Annotated in this window: 23 protein-coding genes; 17 read left to right on the forward strand and 6 right to left on the reverse strand. The window is 56.6% G+C overall.

Translation table 11 applies throughout. The features are described from left to right. Window position 1 precedes the first annotated feature (1 nt). From CRO87_RS13455 to trpS, 11 genes are all read left to right on the forward strand, one after another. Complete coding sequence (locus CRO87_RS13455) at window positions 2–541, forward strand: PilN domain-containing protein (RefSeq protein ID WP_176504311.1); 540 nt, start codon at window positions 2–4, stop codon at window positions 539–541. Beyond that, window positions 525–956, forward strand: coding sequence for a hypothetical protein (locus tag CRO87_RS13460; RefSeq protein WP_097163457.1), 432 nt, complete (start codon window positions 525–527; stop codon window positions 954–956). Before CRO87_RS13455 ends, CRO87_RS13460 begins: the two co-directional genes overlap by 17 nt. After that, window positions 946–1,347 carry a HofP DNA utilization family protein gene (locus CRO87_RS13465; protein WP_097163458.1) on the forward strand — a complete coding sequence of 134 codons (402 nt, stop codon included), beginning with the start codon at window positions 946–948 and terminating at the stop codon, window positions 1,345–1,347. The genes CRO87_RS13460 and CRO87_RS13465 overlap by 11 nt, the downstream gene beginning before the upstream one ends. Further along, window positions 1,265–2,497, forward strand: coding sequence for a DNA uptake porin HofQ (hofQ, locus tag CRO87_RS13470; protein WP_097163497.1), 1,233 nt, complete (start codon window positions 1,265–1,267; stop codon window positions 2,495–2,497). The genes CRO87_RS13465 and hofQ overlap by 83 nt, the downstream gene beginning before the upstream one ends. 266 nt (window positions 2,498–2,763) lie before the next feature. Further along, window positions 2,764–3,285, forward strand: a complete 522-nt coding sequence (gene aroK / locus CRO87_RS13480) for a shikimate kinase AroK (protein ID WP_097163459.1) — start codon at window positions 2,764–2,766, stop codon at window positions 3,283–3,285. Between the two features lie 170 nt (window positions 3,286–3,455). After that, window positions 3,456–4,544, forward strand: coding sequence for a 3-dehydroquinate synthase (aroB, locus tag CRO87_RS13485; protein WP_097163460.1), 1,089 nt, complete (start codon window positions 3,456–3,458; stop codon window positions 4,542–4,544). An 89-nt stretch (window positions 4,545–4,633) separates the two neighbouring features. Beyond that, a complete protein-coding gene (gene damX / locus CRO87_RS13490; RefSeq protein ID WP_097163461.1) occupies window positions 4,634–5,956 on the forward strand; it encodes a cell division protein DamX in 1,323 nt (440 codons plus the stop codon). Window positions 5,957–6,076: 120 nt separating this feature from the next. Continuing rightward, window positions 6,077–6,901, forward strand: a complete 825-nt coding sequence (gene dam / locus CRO87_RS13495) for an adenine-specific DNA-methyltransferase (protein WP_097163462.1) — start codon at window positions 6,077–6,079, stop codon at window positions 6,899–6,901. Window positions 6,902–6,921: 20 nt separating this feature from the next. Then, entirely contained in the window at window positions 6,922–7,599 is a 678-nt protein-coding gene (gene rpe, locus CRO87_RS13500; RefSeq protein ID WP_097163463.1) for a ribulose-phosphate 3-epimerase, read from the forward strand. Beyond that, the gene (gene gph, locus CRO87_RS13505) at window positions 7,592–8,353 is read left to right on the forward strand and encodes a phosphoglycolate phosphatase (RefSeq protein ID WP_097163464.1); all 762 of its coding nucleotides are present in this window, start codon (window positions 7,592–7,594) and stop codon (window positions 8,351–8,353) included. The genes rpe and gph overlap by 8 nt, the downstream gene beginning before the upstream one ends. Continuing rightward, on the forward strand, window positions 8,346–9,350 hold the full coding sequence (trpS, locus tag CRO87_RS13510; RefSeq protein ID WP_097163465.1) for a tryptophan--tRNA ligase: 1,005 nt from the start codon (window positions 8,346–8,348) through the stop codon (window positions 9,348–9,350). Before gph ends, trpS begins: the two co-directional genes overlap by 8 nt. Before the next feature lie 159 nt (window positions 9,351–9,509). Here trpS and cysG read toward each other — a convergent pair whose 3' ends face one another. The 3 genes from cysG to nirB all read right to left on the reverse strand — a co-directional run bounded on the left by cysG (window position 9,510) and on the right by nirB (window position 13,816). After that, window positions 9,510–10,883 carry a siroheme synthase CysG gene (gene cysG / locus CRO87_RS13515; protein WP_097163466.1) on the reverse strand — a complete coding sequence of 458 codons (1,374 nt, stop codon included), beginning with the start codon at window positions 10,881–10,883 and terminating at the stop codon, window positions 9,510–9,512. Between the two features lie 66 nt (window positions 10,884–10,949). After that, window positions 10,950–11,276 carry a nitrite reductase small subunit NirD gene (nirD, locus tag CRO87_RS13520; RefSeq protein WP_097163467.1) on the reverse strand — a complete coding sequence of 109 codons (327 nt, stop codon included), beginning with the start codon at window positions 11,274–11,276 and terminating at the stop codon, window positions 10,950–10,952. After that, complete coding sequence (gene nirB / locus CRO87_RS13525) at window positions 11,273–13,816, reverse strand: nitrite reductase large subunit NirB (RefSeq protein WP_097163468.1); 2,544 nt, start codon at window positions 13,814–13,816, stop codon at window positions 11,273–11,275. Before nirB ends, nirD begins: the two co-directional genes overlap by 4 nt. Before the next feature lie 240 nt (window positions 13,817–14,056). Between nirB and CRO87_RS13530 the strand changes: the two genes are divergently transcribed. After that, a complete protein-coding gene (locus tag CRO87_RS13530) occupies window positions 14,057–15,373 on the forward strand; it encodes a cytosine deaminase (RefSeq protein WP_097163498.1) in 1,317 nt (438 codons plus the stop codon). Window positions 15,374–15,381: 8 nt separating this feature from the next. On the opposite strand, the gene tsgA is transcribed toward CRO87_RS13530, so the two are convergent. Next, window positions 15,382–16,566, reverse strand: coding sequence for an MFS transporter TsgA (tsgA, locus tag CRO87_RS13535; RefSeq protein ID WP_097163469.1), 1,185 nt, complete (start codon window positions 16,564–16,566; stop codon window positions 15,382–15,384). 279 nt (window positions 16,567–16,845) lie between these two features. On the opposite strand from tsgA, the gene ppiA reads away from it, so the two are divergent. From ppiA to CRO87_RS13560, 5 genes are all read left to right on the forward strand, one after another. After that, complete coding sequence (gene ppiA, locus CRO87_RS13540) at window positions 16,846–17,418, forward strand: peptidylprolyl isomerase A (RefSeq protein WP_097163470.1); 573 nt, start codon at window positions 16,846–16,848, stop codon at window positions 17,416–17,418. Between the two features lie 106 nt (window positions 17,419–17,524). Continuing rightward, window positions 17,525–17,692, forward strand: coding sequence for a YhfG family protein (locus tag CRO87_RS13545; RefSeq protein ID WP_097163471.1), 168 nt, complete (start codon window positions 17,525–17,527; stop codon window positions 17,690–17,692). Then, window positions 17,682–18,284 carry a putative adenosine monophosphate-protein transferase Fic gene (locus tag CRO87_RS13550; protein WP_097163472.1) on the forward strand — a complete coding sequence of 201 codons (603 nt, stop codon included), beginning with the start codon at window positions 17,682–17,684 and terminating at the stop codon, window positions 18,282–18,284. The genes CRO87_RS13545 and CRO87_RS13550 overlap by 11 nt, the downstream gene beginning before the upstream one ends. 31 nt (window positions 18,285–18,315) lie before the next feature. Beyond that, window positions 18,316–18,879, forward strand: coding sequence for an aminodeoxychorismate synthase component 2 (pabA, locus tag CRO87_RS13555; protein ID WP_097163473.1), 564 nt, complete (start codon window positions 18,316–18,318; stop codon window positions 18,877–18,879). Window positions 18,880–18,958: 79 nt separating this feature from the next. Next, window positions 18,959–20,176, forward strand: a complete 1,218-nt coding sequence (locus CRO87_RS13560) for an aspartate aminotransferase family protein (protein ID WP_097163474.1) — start codon at window positions 18,959–18,961, stop codon at window positions 20,174–20,176. Here CRO87_RS13560 and CRO87_RS13565 read toward each other — a convergent pair whose 3' ends face one another. Together CRO87_RS13565 and crp are read right to left on the reverse strand one after the other, a co-directional pair. After that, entirely contained in the window at window positions 20,177–22,249 is a 2,073-nt protein-coding gene (locus CRO87_RS13565; protein ID WP_097163475.1) for a YccS/YhfK family putative transporter, read from the reverse strand. A gap of 53 nt (window positions 22,250–22,302) precedes the next feature. Beyond that, a complete protein-coding gene (crp, locus tag CRO87_RS13570; RefSeq protein ID WP_049839093.1) occupies window positions 22,303–22,935 on the reverse strand; it encodes a cAMP-activated global transcriptional regulator CRP in 633 nt (210 codons plus the stop codon). Window positions 22,936–23,092 lie beyond the last annotated feature (157 nt).

Here is a 23,092-nt window from a genome sequence, read left to right on the forward strand (position 1 = left end):
TATGGGCCGCCCCATCAATTTACTGGACTGGCGTGAAAGGCGTCGCCGTGAATGCCTGCGCTTCTGGGGCCTGCTGTTTGCCGGTGCCTGGCTGATTGCCCTGGCTTTGATGGCTGCACTTCGGGCCGAAGCATCGTCTTCGCTGCGCGGGCAAAACCTGCGCCAGGAGAATGACAGGGCAGTTCATCAAGCCCTGGTACAGCGCGAGCAGCCGCTCAGAGCCGAACAACAGCGAAGGATGCGGAGGCTGGCGAGTGAGCAAAAACGCGAGGCAACCCGTCGCTGGCAGTCCATGCTGCTGGCCCTGTCCGAGCAGATACCGCAGCAGGCATGGCTGAAAACGCTGCAGTGGCAGGGGGAAGCGCTGAGCTTTTCAGGGCTGGCGAACCGTTTTACCGCGCTGGCGCAACTCGCTACGGCTGTGAGTCAGCTTGAAGGGGTTCGTGCAGCAGAATCGGGCCCTGTCCGCCGCGATCGGGAAGGACGATGGCAGTTCAGCTACGAGCTGCTGATGGAGGCCAACAATGGCTCTCTTCGCTGAACGCTGGTGTGATCATGCCCCGGGCATGCGCCTCGGCGCAGGGCTACTGATGGTTCTGCTGCTGACGGGCGTGGTGATTTTCTTTACGCATAACCCGGGCAACAGGCCAGCGGCAGTCCCGCTCAAGGCGCAGTGGAAAAAGGTGATGCTGCTGCGCGGCCCTGCTGGCGAGGTTTCGTCTCACCTTGCTAAACCTTTTTCCGCTCTCGACTTTGATGGCGTGAAGAGTCGTCTGCTGAGCTGGGAACCTTCGGGGAAGCGCGGGGAGCTCATCCTGGAAGCCGACTGGCTGGCTATTCCCTCTCTGTTTAACCAACTGGCGGAACGTAACCAGGCCGTCCGGGCGTTCAGCATTTTGCCCGGGGTGCCGCGTCTGACGCTGAGGCTCCAGCTTGAGGCAATTGATGATGACTGACTGGCGACTGTACCTCGGGCTGCTTTTTCCTTTACTGCTTGGGATGCGTAACCCGTTTTTGCCCCCGGAAGATCGCTGCTTTGGCGCCCAGATAACCCTCTGGCAGTACCGGGGGATGGTCAGCCACGGCGATGAGCGTACCGGCATTGTGAGGGATGCAAAAGGGAAATGGCGGCGTCTGTCGCAAGGCCTGACGCTGGACAACGGCTGGACGGTCGCGGGCATAGCGCCAGATCACATAGAGATGACCGCTGGCTCAGACTGCGAGCCTTCACAGTGGCATTGGCTAAGAAAAGGAACGCAACATGATGCGAAGGACGATGCTGGGGCTAGTGCTAATGGTCTTCGGCGTACTGGCCAAAGAGAAACCCGTCACCCTGACGGTGGATGACGTCCCGGTGGCTCAGGTGCTGCAGGCTCTGGCGACGCTTGGCGAGCGGAATATTGTTATCTCGCCAGATGTCAGCGGACAAATATCGCTGCAGCTGAATAACCTTCCCTGGAAGCAGGCATTGCAGACGGTGGCAGGCAGCGCGGGGCTGGCGCTTGAAACCCAGGCGAACGTGCTCTTTGTCCACAGCAAAACCTGGCTTACGGAAAAGAATGCGCGTAAGGAAGCAGAGCAGCAAAAGCGCATGCAGGCATTGCCGTTACGGAGCAAAAGTATCGCCCTGCATTACGCCGACGCCGCGGAACTTGCGAAAGCAGGGGCGTCGTTGCTAAGCGCCCGGGGCGCGCTGACCGTCGATAAGCGCACTAACCGGCTGCTGATTCGTGATGACGCAGAACACCTCTCTGCGCTACAGGCCTGGGCCGAAGAGATGGATTTGCCGGTCGGGCAGGTCGAGCTAAGGGCGCATATCGTCACAATTAATGAAAAGAGCCTGCGCGAATTGGGCGTGAAATGGAGCCTTGGTGATGCGCAGGAGAGTGCCGGAAGCGGCAAAGTCACGACGCTGGGTAGTGACCTTTCGGTGGCGGCGGCGTCAACGCATGCAGGGTTTAATATTGGCAAAATCAGTGGCCGACTTCTGGAGCTGGAGCTTTCTGCCCTCGAACAAAAGCAGCAGCTGGAGATTATCGCCAGTCCGCATTTGCTGGCCTCGCATTTACAGCCTGCCAGCATCAAACAGGGAACGGAGATCCCTTATCAGGTGTCCAGCGGTGAGAGCGGCGCGACTTCGGTCGAGTTTAAAGAGGCTGTGCTGGGTATGGAGGTGACGCCCACGGTGCTGCAAAAGAACCGGGTTCGCCTCAAGCTGAAGATAACTGAGGATATGCCCGGCCAGGTGTTACAGCAGGCAAACGGTGAAGTGCTGGCGATTGATAAGCAGGAAATAGAGACGCAGGTGGAAGTTAAAAGCGGTGAAACCCTGGCGCTCGGCGGCATCTTCTCACAAAAGAACAAGTCCGCCCGCAATGGTATTCCGCTGCTGGGCGACATTCCCTGGCTTGGGCAGCTGTTCCGCCATGACAGTAAAGACCGCGAGCGGCGCGAGTTGGTGGTGTTCATCACGCCGCGTATTATTTCTGCACAATAAGGTTTTACGGGCCACCTTTTCTTAGTGAACACGTTTCAGGTGTTTGACGTGGGACCGGATTTAGCATACAAGGAGTACCGATTTGAGAGTCGGGCCCTGCAAAATCCGGTAATGATTAGAGTTGCCAAACCTGCCGGAGTATTGAGATAATTTTCCGTCTGACTCTCGCACTATCGCATATGAGGTTTCAGTTCATGCCTGGCGTCGCTCTGTGGTTCGCGTCGCGGGTTTATTATTAACGAAATAGTCTTAGTAGTACCGAAAAAATGGCAGAGAAACGCAATATCTTTCTGGTTGGGCCTATGGGTGCCGGCAAAAGCACTATTGGGCGCCAGTTAGCTCAACAGCTCAACATGGAATTCTACGATTCTGATCAAGAGATTGAGAAACGCACTGGCGCTGACGTGGGCTGGGTCTTCGATGTCGAAGGCGAAGAAGGTTTCCGTGACCGCGAAGAAAAAATCATCAACGAGTTGACGGAAAAACAGGGTATTGTGCTGGCGACTGGCGGCGGCTCTGTAAAATCACGTGAAACGCGCAATCGTCTCTCCGCCCGCGGCGTCGTGGTGTATCTGGAAACGACGATCGAAAAACAGCTGGCGCGCACGCAGCGTGATAAAAAACGTCCCCTGCTGCAGGTTGAAACGCCTCCGCGTGAAGTCCTGGAAGCACTGGCAGGCGAGCGTAATCCTTTGTACGAAGAAATTGCCGATGTCACTATCCGCACTGACGATCAGAGCGCGAAGGTGGTGGCAAACCAGATCATTCATATGCTGGAAAGTAACTGAGTCTGGTCAAGGCTATACGACATCGTTCAGGCTGCATCCGGGCGGCAATGGCGTGAACTCTTGCAGACGATGGTCTGCAACCGGGCGCGAAAGCCGCCAACTAGCAAGCAGCCTGAAGGATGGCGTGTACATCACCAGAGAATGCAAGTAACTAAGGTGGACGTCGCGTTATGGAGAGGCTTACAGTAACTCTTGGGGAACGTAGTTACCCGATTACCATCGCGGCTGGTTTGTTTAACGATCCAGCTTCCTTCCTGCCACTCAAATCTGGCGATCAGGCGATGCTGGTCACTAACGAAACGCTGGCCCCCATCTATCTCGACAAAGTTCGCGCAGTGCTTGAACAGGCTGGTGTGAAAGTCGACAGCGTGATCATTCCGGACGGCGAGCAGTACAAAACCTTAGCCGTGATGGACACCGTATTCACCGCGTTACTGCAAAAACCTCATGGTCGCGACACTACGCTGATTGCCCTTGGTGGCGGCGTGGTCGGCGATCTCACCGGCTTTGCGGCGGCGAGCTATCAGCGCGGCATTCGCTTTATTCAGGTGCCGACCACGCTTCTGTCGCAGGTCGACTCCTCCGTTGGCGGTAAAACGGCCGTTAACCATCCCCTCGGCAAAAACATGATCGGTGCCTTCTGGCAGCCGGTGAACGTGGTTGTCGATCTCGATTGTCTGAAAACGCTGCCTGCGCGCGAACTCTCTTCGGGCCTGGCGGAGGTTATCAAGTACGGCATCATCCTCGATGCGGAATTCTTCTCCTGGCTTGAAAACAACATTGACGCGCTGATGGCGCTTGATGAGAAAACCATGGCGTACTGTATTCGTCGTTGCTGTGAGCTGAAAGCCGAAGTTGTTGCCGCAGACGAGCGAGAAACAGGCTTACGTGCTTTACTGAATCTGGGACATACCTTTGGGCACGCTATCGAAGCAGAAATGGGCTACGGTAACTGGCTCCACGGGGAAGCGGTTGCCGCCGGTATGGTGATGGCTGCGCGTGCTTCAGAGCGCCTCGGTCAGTTTGAGGCCAAAGAGACTCAGCGGATTATTGCCCTGTTACAACGGGCGAAGCTACCGGTTACCGGCCCGCGTGAAATGTCTCCTGACGCGTACCTGCCGCATATGATGCGCGATAAAAAGGTACTCGCCGGTGAGATGCGTTTGATTTTGCCGCTCGCTATTGGCAAAAGTGAGGTGCGTGGTGGTGTTGCGCACGATGTCGTTCTTGGCGCTATTGCTGATTGTCAGCAGGCGTAACTAATAAGAAAGGTCATGCCGCTGTTGCGGCGTTTAGCTTCAGGTGATGTGCAAGTGTTGTTGGCATAAGCCTTTGAGTGGGGTGTTAAATGGATGAATTCAAACCAGAAGACGATCTGAAACCCGATCCCAGCGATCGTCGTGCTGGTCGTTCCCGTCAATCTTCCGATCGTGAAAACGATCCGCAGATAAACTTCGATGACGTCGATCTCGACGCCGATGAGCGCCGCCCGGCGCGTGCCCGTAAAGCACGCGATGAGCACGAAGAAGAGCGGGACGAAGAAGCGTATTACGAGTCTGAGGAAGACGAAGAGGCAGAAGAACAGCCTGCGCGTCGCCAACGTAAACGTAAAAAGGCACCAGCGAAACCCGCTTCCCGCCAGTACATCATGATGGGCGTGGGCATTCTGGTTCTGCTGCTGCTGATTGTCGGGATTGGCTCTGCGCTTAAAGCGCCGTCCTCTTCTTCCAGCGAGCAGGCCTCCAGCGATGCGAAAAACATCGATCTTTCCGGCAATAGCGCCGGTCAGAGCAATGGTCAGGTAGCCGATCAGGCAAATGGTGCTCAGCCAGCGCCAGGTGCCGCCCCTGCAAATCAGACTGCCGCGAATCAGCAGCAGGATGTTTCCCTGCCACCGATTTCCTCTACGCCAACTCAGGGACAAAACACCGTCGCACCTGATGGCCAGCAGCGTGTCGAAGTACAGGGCGACCTGAACAATGCGCTGACCCAGCAGCAGGGCCAGATTGACAGCGCCGTGGCAAACTCCACCCTGCCAACTGAGCCAGCAACGGTCGCCCCGATCCGTGGTGGCAGCACGCCTCGTCAGGCGACGACTAACACCGCAGAAACCGCACCAGCTGCTACAGCGCGTCCGGAACGTAAGCATGCTGTGATTGAGCCGAAGCCGCAGAGCAAACCGCAGGCAACGGTAAAAGCAACCGAGCCAAAACCTGTTGCGGCGCAGCCTAAAGCGACCGCTGCTACTGCGCCTGCCAAATCGACGGCTCCGGTAGCAGAAGCGGCGAAGCCTGCCGCTACAGCCAGCGCAGCAAAACCTGCAGCGACCACCGCGGCACCTGCCGCCACGGCAAGCACAGCAACGGCTGCGGGCAAAGAAACCGGTGATGTTAGCTCGCTGAAAACGGCACCAGGCAGCCACTACACCCTGCAGCTCAGCAGTTCGTCAAACTACGACAACCTGAATAAGTGGGCGAAGAAAGAGAACATTCAGAAGTATGTGGTTTATCAGACCACCCGTAACGGTCAGCCATGGTATGTGCTGGTCAGCGGCCTGTATGCAACGAAAGACGATGCGAAACGCGCCGTCACCGCGCTGCCAGCCGATGTCCAGGCAAAAAACCCATGGGCGAAGCCGCTGCATCAGGTGCAGTCCGATCTGAAACAATAGCAGTACATGACACAGCGCCTTCAGCCTGCCAGCGCGGGCTGAAGGCGAATGTGTTTTAAGCGCAGGATGCTGCAGGAGCGTTTTCTCCTCAGCCGGAGAAAGTGTAAGTTGCCAGACAGCATGAAAAAAAATCGCGCTTTTTTGAAATGGGCGGGGGGGAAATACCCTCTGCTGAACGATATTGAAAAACATTTGCCGAACGGCGAATGTCTGATCGAGCCCTTCGTCGGGGCCGGTTCTGTGTTCCTCAATACCCAATACAATCGTTACATCCTCGCGGATATCAATAGCGATCTGATTGATCTCTATAACATCGTCAAAACGCGCACCGGTGACTATATCGATCAGGCGAGAGCGATGTTTGTGCCAGCCAATAACGATGCCGAAATCTATTATCAGCTGCGGGCCGAGTTCAATCAGTGCAGGGACAAACTGCGCCGCGCGGTGCTGTTCCTCTACCTTAATCGCCACGGCTACAACGGCCTGTGCCGTTACAACCTGAAGGGCGAGTTCAACGTGCCGTTTGGCCGTTACAAAAAGCCTTACTTCCCGGAAGCGGAGCTGAACCATTTTGCGCAGAAGGCGCAGAATGCCCAGTTCCTTTGCATGTCTTATGAAGAGTGCATGGAGAAGGCGAATAAGCATTCCGTGGTGTACTGCGACCCGCCGTATGCGCCTCTATCCGCAACGGCGAATTTTACCGCTTACCACACCAACAGCTTCACGCCGGACCAGCAAAAGCATCTGGCAGAAATGGCGGAAAAACTGGTCAGCAAGCAAATTCCGGTGTTAATTTCGAACCATGACACGCCCGATACGCGTGAGTGGTACAAAGCCGCAACCGACCATTTTAAGGTCAAAGTCCGGCGCAGCATTAGCAGCAACGGCGGTACGCGCAAAAAGGTGGATGAGCTGCTGGCGCTCTATCGCCCGACCCCACCATAAACGTTTTCAAGGAGATGCGGATGAAACAGTATTTGATTGCCCCTTCGATTCTGTCGGCCGATTTTGCCCGCCTGGGAGAAGATACCGCGAAAGCCCTGGCGGCAGGCGGCGATGTGGTCCACTTCGACGTCATGGATAACCACTACGTGCCGAATCTGACGATGGGTCCGATGGTCCTCAAATCGCTGCGTAAATACGGCATCACCGCCCCGATAGACGTACATCTGATGGTGAAACCCGTTGACCGCATCATTCCCGATTTTGCCGCCGCGGGTGCCAGTATTATCACCTTCCATCCCGAAGCCTCTGAGCACGTCGACCGCTCCCTGCAGCTGATTAAAGAGCACGGATGTAAAGCGGGCCTGGTGCTGAATCCAGCCACGCCGCTCAGCTATCTGGATCACGTGATGGATAAACTGGACGTGATTTTGCTGATGTCCGTGAACCCTGGCTTTGGCGGACAATCTTTCATTCCTCATACGCTCGATAAGCTGCGCGAAGTCCGCCGTCGTATTGAGGCTTCCGGCCGTGACATCCGCCTGGAAGTCGATGGCGGCGTGAAGGCGAACAACATTGCTGAGATTGCGGCCGCGGGTGCGGATATGTTCGTTGCCGGGTCGGCGATTTTCGACCAGCCGGACTACAAAAAAGTGATTGATGAAATGCGCAGCGAGCTGGCAAAGGTAAGTCATGAGTAAATCAGAAACGATTCGGGGCGTAGCATTTGACCTCGACGGCACGCTGGTCGACAGCGCGCCAGGCCTGACCGCTGCGGTGGACAACGCATTGTATGCGCTTGAATTGCCCACTGCAGGCGAAGATCGCGTGATTACGTGGATCGGCAACGGTGCCGATGTGCTGATGGAGCGCGCGCTGAAGTGGGCTCGTCAGGAGCGCGCCACGTTGCGCAATCAGCAGGGTAAACCGTCGGTCGATCATGCTGATATCCCTCAGGAAGAGCAGCTGCGCGTGCTGCGTAAACTGTTCGACCGCTACTACGCTGAATTTGCCGAAGAGGGGAGCTATCTGTTCCCGTCGGTGGCTGAAACGCTGGCAGCACTGTATGCGAAAGGCCTGCCGCTGGCGCTGGTGACCAACAAGCCGTCGCCGTTTGTGGCACCGATTCTGGAAGCATTAGATATCGCGAAGTACTTCTCCGTTGTGGTCGGTGGCGACGACGTGCAGAACAAAAAGCCGCATCCGGAACCGCTGCTGCTGGTGGCCGACAAACTGGGCCTCAGCCCCGACGAGCTGCTGTTCGTCGGCGACTCCCGCAATGATATTCTCGCCGCTTCCGCGGCCGGTTGCTGCTCAGTCGGCCTGACGTATGGTTACAACTACGGTGAAGCCATTGCCGACAGCAACCCAGACTTCGTCTTTGACCGTTTTAACGATTTGTTGCCCGTGCTCGGGCTCCCGCACAGTGAAACTCAGGAAGTGAAAAATGACTAAGCCCATCGTATTTAGTGGCGCACAGCCGTCCGGTGAATTGACCATTGGTAACTACATGGGTGCGCTGCGTCAGTGGGTGAACATGCAGGACGACTACCATTGCATCTACTGCATCGTTGACCTGCACGCCATCACCGCCCGTCAGGATCCGGAAAAGCTGCGTAAGGCGACGCTGGACACGCTGGCGCTGTACCTGGCCTGCGGGATCGACCCGCAAAAGAGCACCATTTTCGTTCAGTCTCACGTGCCGGAGCACGCACAGCTCGGCTGGGCGCTGAACTGCTACACCTACTTCGGCGAACTGAGCCGCATGACGCAGTTCAAGGACAAATCCGCACGCTATTCTGAAAACATTAACGCTGGACTGTTTGACTACCCGGTGCTGATGGCGGCAGACATTCTGCTGTATCAGACCAACCAGGTCCCGGTTGGTGAAGATCAGAAACAGCACCTGGAGCTGAGCCGCGATATCGCCCAGCGCTTCAACGCCCTGTACGGCGACGTGTTCAAAGTGCCAGAGCCGTTCATTCCGAAGTCCGGTGCGCGCGTGATGTCGCTGCTGGAGCCGACCAAAAAGATGTCCAAGTCGGACGACAATCGCAACAACGTGATCGGCCTGCTGGAAGATCCGAAGTCCGTGGTGAAGAAAATCAAACGTGCCATGACCGACGGCGACGAGCCGCCAGTGGTGCGCTACGACGTGCAGAACAAAGCGGGTGTTTCGAACCTGCTGGATATTCTCTCCGGCGTGACCGGTCAGAGCATTTCTGAGCTGGAGCAGCACTTTGAAGGCAAAATGTACGGCCATCTGAAGGGTGAAGTGGCCGAAGCGGTATCCGGCATGCTGACCGAGCTGCAGGAGCGCTATCACCGCTTCCGCAACGACGAAGCGCTGCTGCAGCAGATCATGCGCGACGGCGCGCAGAAGGCGAGCGCTCAGGCTTCAGAAACGCTGAAAGCGGTTTACGAAGCGATTGGTTTTGTTGCTAAGCCGTAATCGTAGTGAAATTGCCCGGCGGCACTTCGTTTGCACGGGCATTGCCGGATGGCGCTACGCTTATCCGGCCTACGTTTGACGACGATAGCCAACTTCCATGATGGCGTGCGTCAGCGCCACCCGGCAATAAAAAAGCAGGGAAACCTGCCTTTTTGCGTTTTAGTGGTTTGAGAACCAGTTCAGCTTTTCTCTTAGCGCCACCACGCGCCCCACGATAATCAACGCTGGGCTTGCCACCTGCTGCGCCAGTTCGCTGAGCTGCGACAGTTCGCCGCTCACTACGCGCTGGCTGATAGCCGTGCCATTTTCCACCAGCGCGACGGGCATATCGGCTGGCATACCGTGTTCCAGCAGTTTTGCCTGAATGGTTGCCGCCTGATTTAGCCCCATGTAGAACACCAGCGTTTGCTTTTCGGCGGCCATGTTGTGCCAGTCGAGTTCAGCCCCGGTTTTCAGGTGGCCGGTAACCAGCCGCACGCTTTGCGCGTAATCACGGTGGGTCAGCGGAATACCTGCATAGGCTGAACAGCCGGACGCGGCAGTAATACCTGGCACTACTGAGAAGGGAATGCCAGCGTCGCACAGCGTTTCCAGCTCTTCACCGCCGCGACCAAAGATAAACGGATCGCCGCCTTTCAGGCGCACCACGCGTTTTCCCTTTTGCGCCTCGCGCAGCAGGATTTGGTTGATCTCTTCCTGCGGCACGCAGTGATAGCCCGCTCGTTTGCCCACAAACACGCGATCGGCATCGCGGCGAACGAGGTTCATAATGTCGTCTGACACCAGACGGTCGTAAACCACGATGTCCGCCTGCTGGATCTGCTGCAAGCCTTTGAGCGTCAGCAGCCCGGCATCGCCCGGCCCCGCGCCAACCAGCACCACTTCACCCCGGTTGTCCAGCGGTTCGCTGAGCAGACGTTCCGTGGTTTCAGCCACTGCCTGTTCATCCTGATTCGCCAGCGATTGCGCCAGGCGGTCGTTCACAAACAGCTTCTCCCAGAAGCGACGACGCTCGCTCATGCTGGCAAACTGCTGCTTCACTCGCCCACGCAGCTTGCCTGCGTACTGTGCAACCTGACCAAGATGCTGAGGCAGGATAGCTTCCAGCTTTTCGCGCAGCAGGCGCGCCAGCACCGGCGAAGTGCCGCCGGACGAGACGGCCACCATCAGCGGGGAGCGGTCGATAATCGACGGCATGATAAAGCTCGCCTGCTTTGGCGCATCGACCACGTTACAGAAAATGCGGCGCTGTTCCGCTTCCGCGCTGACGCGGGCGTTAACTGCATCGTCGTCAGTGGCGGCGATAGCGAGCCAGCAAATATCGAGCAAGGTGGCATCAAACTCACCTTCTACCAGCTGCAGCATCCCTGCTTCGGCCCAGACGCGAAACTGGGGGACGAATTCGAGTGCGTTGACCGTCAGGCGTGCGCCCGCGTCCAGCAGCAAACGGGCTTTGCGTTCAGCAACGTCGCCGCCGCCCACGAGCAGGCAGTCGCGATCTCGCAGCTGGCAGAAAATGGGTAAGTGATCCATAGGAATCTCGCCGTCAGAAGGGGAAAACAATTCCGGCGGCAGAGCGCCGCCGGAAGGGACAGGACATCAGGGTTTTAATTGTACCTGACCGTCTTTGACGCGCACATCGAAATGCGCGACGGAGTGGCTTTCATCTTCCATGCACAGGCCATCGCTGAGGCGGAAGCGCTGCTTTTTCAGCGGGCTGGCGACCCACAGCTCGCCGTTGTGCTCGGCGATAAGGCCGCGGGAGAGCACGCTTGCGCGGAAGAACGGGTCAATGTTGCTGATGGCGAAGACCTGCTCGTCATGGTGCGGGCGGAAAATCGCCACCTGCTCGTGACCAAGCTTCGCGCACACGCCGGTTTGCGGCAGGATATCGTTAATATCGCAGATATTTATCCACTGGCTCATGCGTTTTCCTCCACCAGAGTAACCGGGATACGTTCGTACGGCGTGGCCGGACGATGCTGTTCACGTTCAGGGACGATCTGCACGTTCGGGTCACGCTGTTTGCTGTTCACAAAGTGCTGGAAGCGGCCTTGCGCAGCCGGGTTGTTGACGGTTTCTGTCCACTCGCAGGCGAAGGCGTCACGCAGGCGCACCAGCTCTTCTTCCAGGTGATCGTTCAGGCCGAGTTTGTCGTCGATAATGACCGCTTTCAGGTAGTCGATACCGCCTTCGAGATTGTCGAGCCACGGTGCAGTACGCGTCAGTTTGTCGGCGGTACGGATGTAGAACATCATGAAGCGATCGAGGTATTTGATCAGCGTTTCTTTGTCGAGATCTGCCGCCAGCAGGTCTGCGTGACGTGGCTTCATGCCGCCGTTGCCGCAAACGTACAGGTTCCAGCCTTTCTCTGTGGCGATAATGCCCACGTCTTTGCCCTGCGCTTCCGCACATTCGCGGGTACAACCGGAGACGCCAAACTTCATTTTGTGCGGCGTGCGGATACCTTTGTAGCGGTTTTCCAGCTCAACGCCGAAGCCGACGCTGTCGCCCACGCCATAGCGGCACCAGGTGCTGCCGACGCAGGTTTTCGCCATGCGCAGCGCTTTCGCGTAGGCGTGGCCGGTTTCGAAGCCTGCTTCAATCAGCTGACGCCAGATTTCCGGCAGGTCGTCCTTCTGCGCGCCGAACAGGCCGATACGCTGGGAACCGGTGATCTTGGTGTACAGATTAAATTGCTGTGCAATCTGACCCACGGCCATCAGGCCGTCCGGGGTGATTTCGCCGCCAGCGGAACGTGGGATCACCGAGTAGGTGCCGTCTTTCTGAATGTTGGCGAGGAAGTTGTCGTTGGTGTCCTGCAGCGGCGTGTGTTGCGGCTTGAGGATGTACTCATTCCAGCAGGAGGCCAGCAGGGAACCTACGGTTGGCTTACAGACTTCGCAGCCGTAGCCTTTGCCGTATTTTTTCAGCAGCTCGTCGTAGGTTTTGATGCCTTCGACGCGGATCAGGTGGTACAGCTCCTGGCGGGAGAACGCGAAGTGCTCGCACAGGTTGTTGTTCACTTCGATGCCCTGTTTCGCCAGTTCGGCGTTAAGCACCTGAGTCACCAACGGAATACAGCCGCCGCAGCCGGTTCCGGCTTTGGTTTCTGCTTTCAGCGCGGCAACCGTGTGGCAGCCTTTATTGATGGCGCTGACCAGGTCGCCTTTGGTCACGTCGAAGCAGGAGCAAATCTGCGCGCTGTCCGGCAGCTTATCGACGCCGATAGCCGGTTTGCCGCTTGCGGCATGGGCTGGCAGGATCAGCGCATCCGGGTTTTCCGGCAGTTCGATGGCGTTCAGCACCAGCTGCAGCAGGTTGCCGAAGTCGCTGGTGTCGCCCACCAGTACGGCACCGAGCAGCGTTTTGTTGTCGGGGCTGACAATCAGGCGTTTGTAGACTTCTTTGCTTTCGTCGAGATAGACGTAGCTGCGTGCGCCCGGCGTGCGACCATGTGCATCGCCAATGCCGCCCACGTCTACGCCGAGCAGCTTCAGCTTAGCGCTGAGGTCTGCGCCTGCAAACGCATTCGGCGTGCCAAGGATATGGTTGACCGCAACCTGCGCCATTTTGTAGCCAGGTGCCACCAGGCCGTAAACGCGGTTGTTCCAGCTGGCGCATTCACCGATGGCGTAGATATCCGGGTCGGAGGTCTGGCAGGTGTCATTGACCATGATGCCGCCGCGCTCGCCCGTTGCCAGGCCGCACTGAGTGGCCAGTTTGTCGCGCGGGCGAATGCCGGTTGAGAAGACGATGAAGTCGATTTCGAGTTCGCTGCCGTCGGCAAAGCGCATGGTTTTACGTGCTTCGGTGCCTTCCTGAACGATCTCTTTGGTGTTTTTGCCGGTGTGAACCTTCACGCCCATGCTTTCGATTTTGCGCTTCAGCTGATCGCCACCCATCGGGTCGAGCTGCTCTGCCATCAGCATTGGGGCAAATTCGATCACGTGGGTTTCAACGCCGAGGTTTTTCAGCGCGCCTGCCGCTTCGAGGCCAAGCAGGCCGCCGCCAACAACTGCGCCGCGTTTGCTGCGACGGGCACAGGATTCGATGGCGTTCAGATCTTCGATGGTGCGGTAAACGAAGCAGTCCTGAGTTTCAGAGCCTTTGATCGGCGGGATCCACGGGTAAGACCCGGTGGCCATGATCAGTTTGTCGTAAAACACGGAGCGACCCGCACTTGAGTGAATCACCTTTTCCTGACGGTTAATGGTGATAGCGCGTTCGCCAATCAGCACCTTGATGCCATGCTTCTCATAAAATCCTTCACGTACCAGCGAAAGTTCTTCTGCGGTATGGTGAGAGAAGTAAGATGAGAGATGGACGCGGTCGTAGGCGATACGGGGTTCTTCACAGAAGACGGTAATCTCAAACTGGTCGGCGGGGGCTTTATCGAGAAGATCCTCAATAAAGCGGTGACCGACCATGCCGTTACCGATAATTGCGAGTCTGACTTTGCTCATTTTTGCCTCGATTTCTTTTCTATTACTGCCTACCTTAACGATTCAGCATGGTGACTTATTGATATGCATCAATTACGCCTTTACCTACTCCTTAATGAGTAGTCGATTGATTTGTCAGGATTTTTATAAGTTACGGAAATGCCAGAGTTTTCTGTGTTGCTGAAATAATGTACAAAAAGTGCGGGTTTTGACCTACAAATGGATCAGGGCGTGCTGCGCGACGATTACGGGAGAATGAAGATGGGTACGACACCGTTATGGCTGATTGAAAACGTGCGTTTGCCTGGACGCGAGGGATTGTGGCAACTGGGCATTGAGGATGGGCGTTTCCATTCGATTACCCCAATGGGGGAAACCCGGCATGACAGTTTGGAAGTGCTTAACGCGCGAGGTGGCCTCGCCGTTCCTCCGTTTATCGAGCCACATATTCATCTGGATACCACTCAGACTGCCGGAGAGCCGAACTGGAATCAGTCCGGGACGCTGTTCGAAGGCATCGAGCGCTGGGCGGAGCGCAAAGCGATGCTCACCCATGAGGACGTCAAAGCGCGGGCCTGGAAAACCCTGAAGTGGCAGATGGCCAACGGGATCCAGTTTGTGCGCACTCACGTGGACGTGTCAGACCCGACGCTTACGGCGCTGAAGGCCATGCTGGAAGTGAAGAAAGAGGTCGCGCCGTGGATTGACGTGCAGATCGTGGCCTTTCCGCAGGAGGGGATCCTTTCCTACCCGGACGGCGCGGCGCTGCTGGAAAAAGCGCTTCAGCTTGGTGCGGATGTGGTTGGCGCTATTCCGCATTTCGAATTTACGCGCGAATACGGCGTGGAGTCGCTGCATATCGCCTTCGCGCTCGCGAAAAAATACGATCGCCCGCTCGATATTCACTGTGATGAAATCGACGACGAGCAGTCGCGTTTTGTCGAAACGGTTGCCGCGCTGGCGCTGAAGGAGGGCATTGGCCCGCGCGTGACCGCCAGCCATACCACCGCGATGCATTCGTACAACGGCGCCTATACCTCGCGTTTGTTCCGCCTGCTGAAGATGTCGGGCATCAACTTTGTGGCGAACCCGCTGGTGAATATTCATCTGCAAGGCCGGTTTGACGATTACCCGAAAAGGCGGGGCATCACTCGCGTGAAGGAGCTGCTCGACGCAGGGATTAACGTCTGTTTTGGCCATGATGACGTGTTTGACCCGTGGTATCCGCTCGGGACAGGGAACATGTTGCAGGTGCTGCATATGGGCCTGCACGTTTGCCAGATGATGGGCTATCAGCAGATTAACGACGGCCTGAATCTGATTACTCACAACAGCGCCCGGACGTTCGGCCTGACGGATTACGGAATCGAAGTGGGGAACACGGCAAACCTGATTATTCTGCCTGCGGAAAACGGCTTTGAAGCGGTGCGCTGCCAGGTGCCGGTGCGCTGGTCGATTCGTCAGGGAAGGGTGATTGCGACAACGCAGCTGGCGCAAACCTGGGTACAGATGGATAACGGCGGGGAGGAGCTGTTCTTTACCCGAAACAGCCCCTTCACGGGTAGCAAAGGGGCGTAGGTGACTGCTTAGTGGTTCGCTGCCGCCGCGCTGTGCTGGCGGTGGCGGCTGATAAAGCCGAGAACGAAGCACATCACGAAGACCACAGCGTAGAGACCGTTCGCGGTATGCAGCGCCGCCAACGGGCCGCTGTGGGCAACAATCGGGCCGGTGACCACGAAGGTCAGCATGGTGCCGATGGTGCCGCAGGTAAGAATGAAGTTCACCAGTTTTGGCGAAGCGACTTTGGTCTGCAACGAGCCCAGCGTAATGATTGAGGTGTAAATCGCGCTGGAGAAGAAGCCGAGCGTCAGAATGAACCACGGCATGTGCGCAGGCGTGCCGTTAATGAACAGATACATCAGCACGGCAGCAAGCCCCGCCAGCACGGTCAGAATGCGCTGCAAATCGAAGAAACGCAGAATGAAGCTGAAGGCCCACATGCCGAACATGTAGGACATCCAGAACTTACTCACCAGTTCACCCGCTTCGCTGAGGCTCATGCCCAGACCTTTCGCATACTCCGGAACCCAGGCAATAAAGCCCAGCTGGCCGAGGATGTAGCACATCGCGGCGACGGACAGGAACAGCACGCCGATACCCCATTTTTCTTTGGCGACCGGCTGCGCATTCGGCTCTGCTTTTTTGCCCAGCACCGGGAATTCACACCCGAAGGTCAGAATGAAAATCGCCACGTAAACCAGCCCGATGCAGGCATAGACCCAGTACCATTCGATCGTGCGCGCCAGCAGGTAAGCGGCAACCATCGGGAAGATCATGCCCGCCATGCTGAAGAAGGAGTCGGTAAACAGCAGACGCGCGCCGCGCTGACGACCTTCGTACATGTGAGTGATCAGGAAGGTCCCGATAGACATGGTAATCCCGCTGACCAGCCCGAGTACGAACATCGAAGCAGAGAACAGCGCCAGGCTGTGGCTGGTCATCAGACCGGCAATGGCCAGCAGCATCAGAATAAAGCCGAAGCGCAGCTGGGTTTTCAGCGGCACAATTTCCATCAGCCAGGCGTTGAGGAAGATAGAAATCAGGATCCCGGCGTTCAGGAAGGTGAAGGTGTTACTCATGCTGGAAACCGGCAGATGGAAATAATCGGCGATATTTCCCATCACCATACCGGTGACGATCACCAGCGCCCCGGTCAGGGCGTAGGAGAAGAAGCTGATCCATGTGAGCTTGATGCGATTGCTGTTAGTCATGACTGGCCTGTGAATAGAACGGTAAAGCGCATTGACAATGCGCGGGGCGGACAGATCTTAAGCATTATTGTGACGAGGGCAAATGTTTATTATGAAATCTATGAAATTAATCTGAGTGTGAAGTGACGCGTATCACATTCATTAACTATGAGCCCTGTGCACTGACCGGTAACAACTGTTTCTATTGCGTAAACTTAAGTAAAAGGCTGGTCTGCACGTCGAGAGCCTTTTAGAATCAAGCGATTCGCAGACACTCTCGTTCCCGTTTAAGGAATTCATATGCTCAAATCAACTCTGGCTGCCGTGGCGGCTGTATTTGCAATCTCGGCGATTACCCCTGCTGCACTGGCGGCAAAAGCCGATCCGCACGTTCTGCTGACCACGTCTGCCGGTAATATTGAGCTTGAGCTGAACAGCGCGAAAGCGCCTGTATCCGTAGAAAACTTCGTGAACTACGTCAACAATGGGTTCTACAGCAACACCACCTTCCACCGCGTGATCCCGGGCTTTATGATCCAGGGCGGCGGTTTCACCGAACAGATGCAGCAGAAGCAGCCAAACCCGCCGATCAAAAACGAAGCGGACAACGGCCTGCGTAACACCCGTGGCACCATTTCTATGGCGCGTACCGCCGATAAAGACAGCGCGACCAGCCAGTTCTTTATCAACGTGGCAGACAACGCTTTCCTCGACCACGGCCAGCGTGATTTTGGCTACGCGGTATTTGGTAAAGTTGTGAAAGGTATGGACGTGGCCGATAAGATTTCTCAGGTGGCTTCACATAACGTGGGTCCTTACCAGAATGTGCCAACAAAACCGGTAGTTATCCTCTCTGCGAAAGTCCTGCCGTAAATCCTCCCGGCGCGGGCCGTTCAGCCCGCATCGTGCTGGCCTCTCTGCGTAACCTGAAATTGCTGCTTATACTTGTGGCAAAAGGGGAACCGTCAGGGAGGTCCAGATGAAAAAGCTCACCGACAAACAAAAGTCCCGCCTCTGGGAGAAAAGCCGTAATGCCAATTTTCAGGCCAGCCGCCGCCTGGAAGGCGTTGACACGCCGCTGGTCACGCTGAGCAGCGACGAGGCGCTGGCGCGTATTGAGGCGCTCAGGAGGCACTATGAGCGATAAAATGGGCGACGACCGCGACCCCTATCTGTTCTCCGGTCTTAATGTGATGCGCAACCGTCTGAATATTCACGAGTCGCATCGGCTGGAGCAGGCCGCTTATGAGCTGACATCTCTGCGTGCGGCGACGCTCAAGCTCGGTCCACCGGCTCGGGGCTTGCCTTATCTGTGCACTATCCATCATCAGCTCTATCAGGACGTGTTCGACTGGGCGGGGAAATACCGTGAAGTCGATATTTATCAGGGTGATACCCCGTTCTGCCATTTCGCCTGGATCGAAAAAGAGGGTAATGCGCTGATGCGCGACCTCGAAGAAGAGGCCTATCTGACGGGGCTCGGGCATGAGGAGTTTGTCGCCAGGCTTGCCCATTACTACTGCGAAATTAATGTCCTGCATCCTTTCCGCCTGGGCAATGGGCTGGCGCAGCGGATCTTCTTTGAGCAGCTGGCGATCCACGCCGGATACGTGCTGCGCTGGGGTGATATCACGCCTGAAACCTGGAGCCAGGCAAACCAAAGCGGGGCGATGGGAGATTTACAGCCGTTGATAGCCTTGTTCACTAAAGTGGTCAACGAAGCGCAGGAAACTGAGTAGAATAGCGCGGTTTGCCGTTACCGGAGCCGCCATGATCCTGCTTATTGATAACTACGATTCGTTTACCTGGAACCTCTACCAGTATTTTTGCGAACTGGGGGCGGAGGTGCTGGTCAGGCGCAACGATGAGATCACGCTCGATGAGATAGCGTCGCTGGCCCCGGCCAAAATCGTGATTTCCCCCGGACCCTGCACGCCCGATGAGTCAGGCATTTCGTTGGATGTTATCCGCCATTTTGCTGGAAAAACGCCGATTCTTGGCGTCTGCCTCGGTCACCAGGCCATTGCGCAGGTGTTTGGCGCGACTATCGTGCGGGCGGCAAAAGTGATGCATGGCAAAACCTCACCAATTACGCATAACGGCCAGGGCGTTTTCAGCGGGCTGAATAATCCGCTCACCGTTACACGCTACCATTCTCTGGTCATCGATCCGCCCACGTTACCTGATTGCTTTGATGTTACCGCCAGAAGCGAAACCGATGAAATTATGGGGATCTGCCACCGGGAGTGGGATCTGGAAGGCGTGCAGTTCCATCCTGAAAGCATTCTCAGCGAACAGGGGCATGCCCTGCTGGAAAACTTCCTGAAGCGATAATTTGCCTTGCCACGATCTGATTTATTATGCATATTTCGTGATTATATTTTCATAATCATTGCTGCGTAAGAGGATTGTCATGGCGACTGAACAAGCTGCAATTACCCGTGCCACGTTTGATGAAGTGATCCTGCCCATTTATGCACCGGCGGAATTTATTCCGGTTAAGGGCAAGGGCAGCCGCATATGGGATCAGCAGGGGAAAGAGTACGTTGATTTCGCTGGCGGCATTGCGGTGACCGCGCTGGGGCACTGCCATCCGGCACTGGTAGAGGCGCTGAAAACGCAGGGTGAAACGCTGTGGCATACCAGCAATGTGTTTACCAACGAGCCTGCATTGCGCCTGGGCCGCAAGCTGGTGGCTTCGACGTTTGCCGAGCGTGTGGTGTTTATGAACTCCGGCACCGAGGCCAATGAAACGGCTTTCAAGCTGGCGCGTCATTATGCCTGCGTGCGTCACAGCCCGTTCAAAACCAAAATTATCGCCTTCCACAACGCCTTCCACGGCCGCTCGCTGTTTACCGTTTCCGTAGGCGGGCAGCCGAAATACTCTGACGGTTTTGGGCCCAAGCCTGCCGATATCATTCATGTCCCGTTCAACGATCTGCATGCGGTGAAAGCGGTGATGGATGACCATACCTGCGCGGTTGTCGTCGAGCCGATTCAGGGGGAAGGCGGCGTCACCGCAGCCACGCCAGAATTTCTTAAAGGCCTGCGCGAACTGTGCGATGAGCATCAGGCGCTGCTGGTATTTGATGAAGTGCAGTGCGGCATGGGCCGTACCGGTTCGCTGTTCGCTTATCAGCATTACGGCGTGACGCCGGACATTCTGACCAGTGCTAAAGCGCTGGGCGGTGGTTTCCCGGTGAGCGCGATGCTGACTACCGAAGAGATTGCGAGTGCGTTCCATGTGGGTTCCCACGGTTCAACCTATGGCGGCAATCCGCTCGCCTGCGCGGTGGCCGAAGCGGCCTTCGATATTATCAACACGCCAGACGTGCTGAACGGCGTGAATGCGAAGCGTGAGCTGTTTGTGAGGCATCTTCAGCAGATTGACGCCGAACTGGACGTCTTCAGCGACGTGCGCGGTATGGGCCTGCTGATTGGTGCCGAACTGAAGCCGCAGTACAAAGGCCGGGCGCGTGATTTCCTGCACGCCGCCGCGCATGAAGGCGTGATGGTGCTTAACGCCGGGCCGGACGTGATGCGTTTCGCGCCTTCGCTGGTGGTTGATAACGCGGATATCGAAGAAGGGATGAAGCGTTTTGCCACGGCGGTGAAGAAGATCGTTGGCTGATTACGCCTGACGCTTCAGCCAAATTCCATGATGCGGGCGCTGACGCCATGCCACTGACGAAATGGTGTGCATGGTACTGAGGTGCCCCAGAATCCGCTGTAAATGCTGCTCCACGGTGCTTAACGGCCCGTGAGTCAGCGCCTCTGGCGACTCCATGATGTTGGCATCGCCACTGCCTCCCGGTTCGTCATACTCCAGCCGTTGCTGGCAGCGCTGGAGCGCTATCTCACAGGATTGCAGATACCTTTCGGCCAAATCTTCCGTCAGCATGTTGTGCTCGCGCGCCAGCGTGGTCATCGCGTTGATGTGCTCGACGATAAACTGGCTGTGCGTCACCCACAGCTTCATGTCTGCCAGATAGTGCGAGTTGAACCCCGGCTCCTGCATCGCCTGATTCAGTGAGTTAAACAGCGCGTTATGCGCCTGATTCACCCGCATACGCTGATACGCCAACGCCGGAGCCTGCGGGTCATTGCTGAGGATGAGGCGAATGGCGTCCTGGTCCGCTTCCAGCGCCTGCTGGGCGTTTTTCCGCAGCAGTCCGCTCTGCCACTGCGGCCAGAGCCAGACCATGCCTCCAAAGGCAATCAGGCAGCCGATCAGCGTGTCTATCAGACGGGCGACGATGAACTGCTCGCCGTTTAACGTCAACAACTGGATGGTGTACACGGCAGTGACGGTGAAACCCACCGTCGCCCAGCCGTAGCTTTTACGGATGATCAGATAGCTGACCAGCGTAATAATCAGCATCGCCGCCAGCGCGTAGCCTTCAGGTGCGTGGAAGTGCAGGGTCACACCGGCAATGACCAGCCCGGCAAGCGTGCCTGCCGCTCGGTGAAAAATGCGTACCCGCGTTGCACCGTAGCCGTTCTGCGTGACCAGCAGCACCGTCATCAGGATCCAGTAGGGTTTTGGCAAATGCAGGGCGGATCCCATCAGGCTGGCGATGCTCAGCATGACGCTGATGCGTGCGGCATTGCGTAGCGCAGGAGACTTGAGCGAAAGATAGCTTTTCAGGGCGGCAAATACCGGCAGACGACGCTCGTTGTCGGCCATCAGGTTGCGCGGGTAGAGTGGACGCTGAAGCCGTAATACTCGGGCAATGCGGCCAAAATGCCAGACGCAGAACTGCCCGACGGGGTTGTCCGGATGCTGGCGGGCGATCTTTTCCAGCGCGCCGAGCTGTTTATCCATGCTGAAACGCTGCGGAAAGCGGTGGTAGAGAATGTCGTCGGCCATTACCCGCAGGCGTGCGGCGATGGTTTGGGCGTTCCAGCGTATTACCGCTTCGGCGTGGCTGCGCTCGACCAGCTTCTGCACTTCGGCAGGCTGATGCAGGCTGACGGAGATGTGCTCCTGTAAATCGAGGCCCATCTGAAATGCACGTAGCAGGCGTTTGTATTCGTGATTCTTATTCGCGGCGAGCATGTGCATCTGCTGATAGCACTGGGTGATCAGGTCGACGGCCTTTTGCTGACGATTAAGCAGCGGCGGTAGCGCTTTTTCAGGATCGGTGTGCTGAGTCAGCAGGCTGTATTTGGCCTCGCAGTAATCGGCAAGCTGACGGTAGAGCAGGCTCAGGGATTCGCGCAGCGGCTGTTCGCGCCACATCCAGAACCAGAACCAGTTGAACAGGCCGTACCACAGGGTGCCTAGCGCATAGATGAGAAGCGGCTGCCAGACCGGCATATTCCCCGCGAGGCTCAGCGTGAAGATGGAGGCGATCAGCGAGGCGGGTAGCAGGCGCGCATGCAGCGAACTGATTTCCGCAGTCACCCCAAGCGTCAGCGCGAGCCCGGTCAGGATAAGCGGCAGGGGGACAGTGTGCTCCAACAGTAACTGTACCGCCAGGCTGCAGCCCGCGAACAGTGAACCGCCGATAATCAGGCGTTTAAAGAAGCGCTTGTGGGGCGTGTCGAGACCGGCAATGTTGCAGCAGGCAGGCACTAAGGAGAACAGCAGACCGTACTTGAGATACCCTAACACCAGGCCGATAGCCACAGGGGTGCATAACACCAGGGTTTGCCGCAGTGCGTAGTTAATTTCCGGGTGATAAATTAGCCTGCGCCACATAGCGGTAGAGACAAAAACGGCGTACTGCGGGAGCAATACGCCGTCAAGCGAACTTAGCGGGTGCCGTAAACGACGATGGTTTTGCCGTGAGCGGAAATCAGGCTCTGATCTTCCAGCATCTTCAGAATACGGCCAACGGTTTCACGGGAGCAGCCAACAATCTGACCGATTTCCTGACGGGTGATTTTAATTTGCATACCGTCCGGGTGGGTCATGGCATCGGGTTGTTTCGCAAGGTTCAGCAGGGTCTGTGCGATACGACCGGTGACGTCCAGGAAGGCAAGGTTGCCGACTTTTTCAGAGGTAACCTGCAGGCGACGTGCCATCTGAGAAGACAGACGCATCAGAATATCCGGGTTAACCTGAATAAGCTGACGGAATTTTTTGTAGGAGATTTCGGCCACTTCACAGGCGGTTTTCGCCCGAACCCAGGCACTACGCTCCTGACCTTCTTCAAACAGGCCAAGCTCACCGATGAAATCACCCTGGTTGAGGTAGGAGAGGATCATCTCTTTACCTTCTTCATCCTTGATGAGTACAGCCACAGAGCCTTTCACGATGTAATACAGCGTTTCTGCTTTTTCACCCTGGTGAATCAGCGTGCTCTTTGAGGGGTACTTATGAATATGGCAATGAGACAAGAACCATTCGAGGGTAGGGTCTGTTTGCGGTTTGCCAAGCACCATGCGCGGTTATCCTCTGTTATAAGCTGACTCCAGCGGCAGACACGACACTGCCACTGGCTTTGCATTCGTATTCTTCCCTGTACCTGGGAAGTCGGCTGTCGAATTTGACTGCAGCCTGTGTGTGATGTCCTCTGCATACATGCATTACGTCAATGTA

Source organism: Enterobacter sp. CC120223-11 (assembly GCF_900215375.1).
Lineage (GTDB): Bacteria > Pseudomonadota > Gammaproteobacteria > Enterobacterales > Enterobacteriaceae > Scandinavium.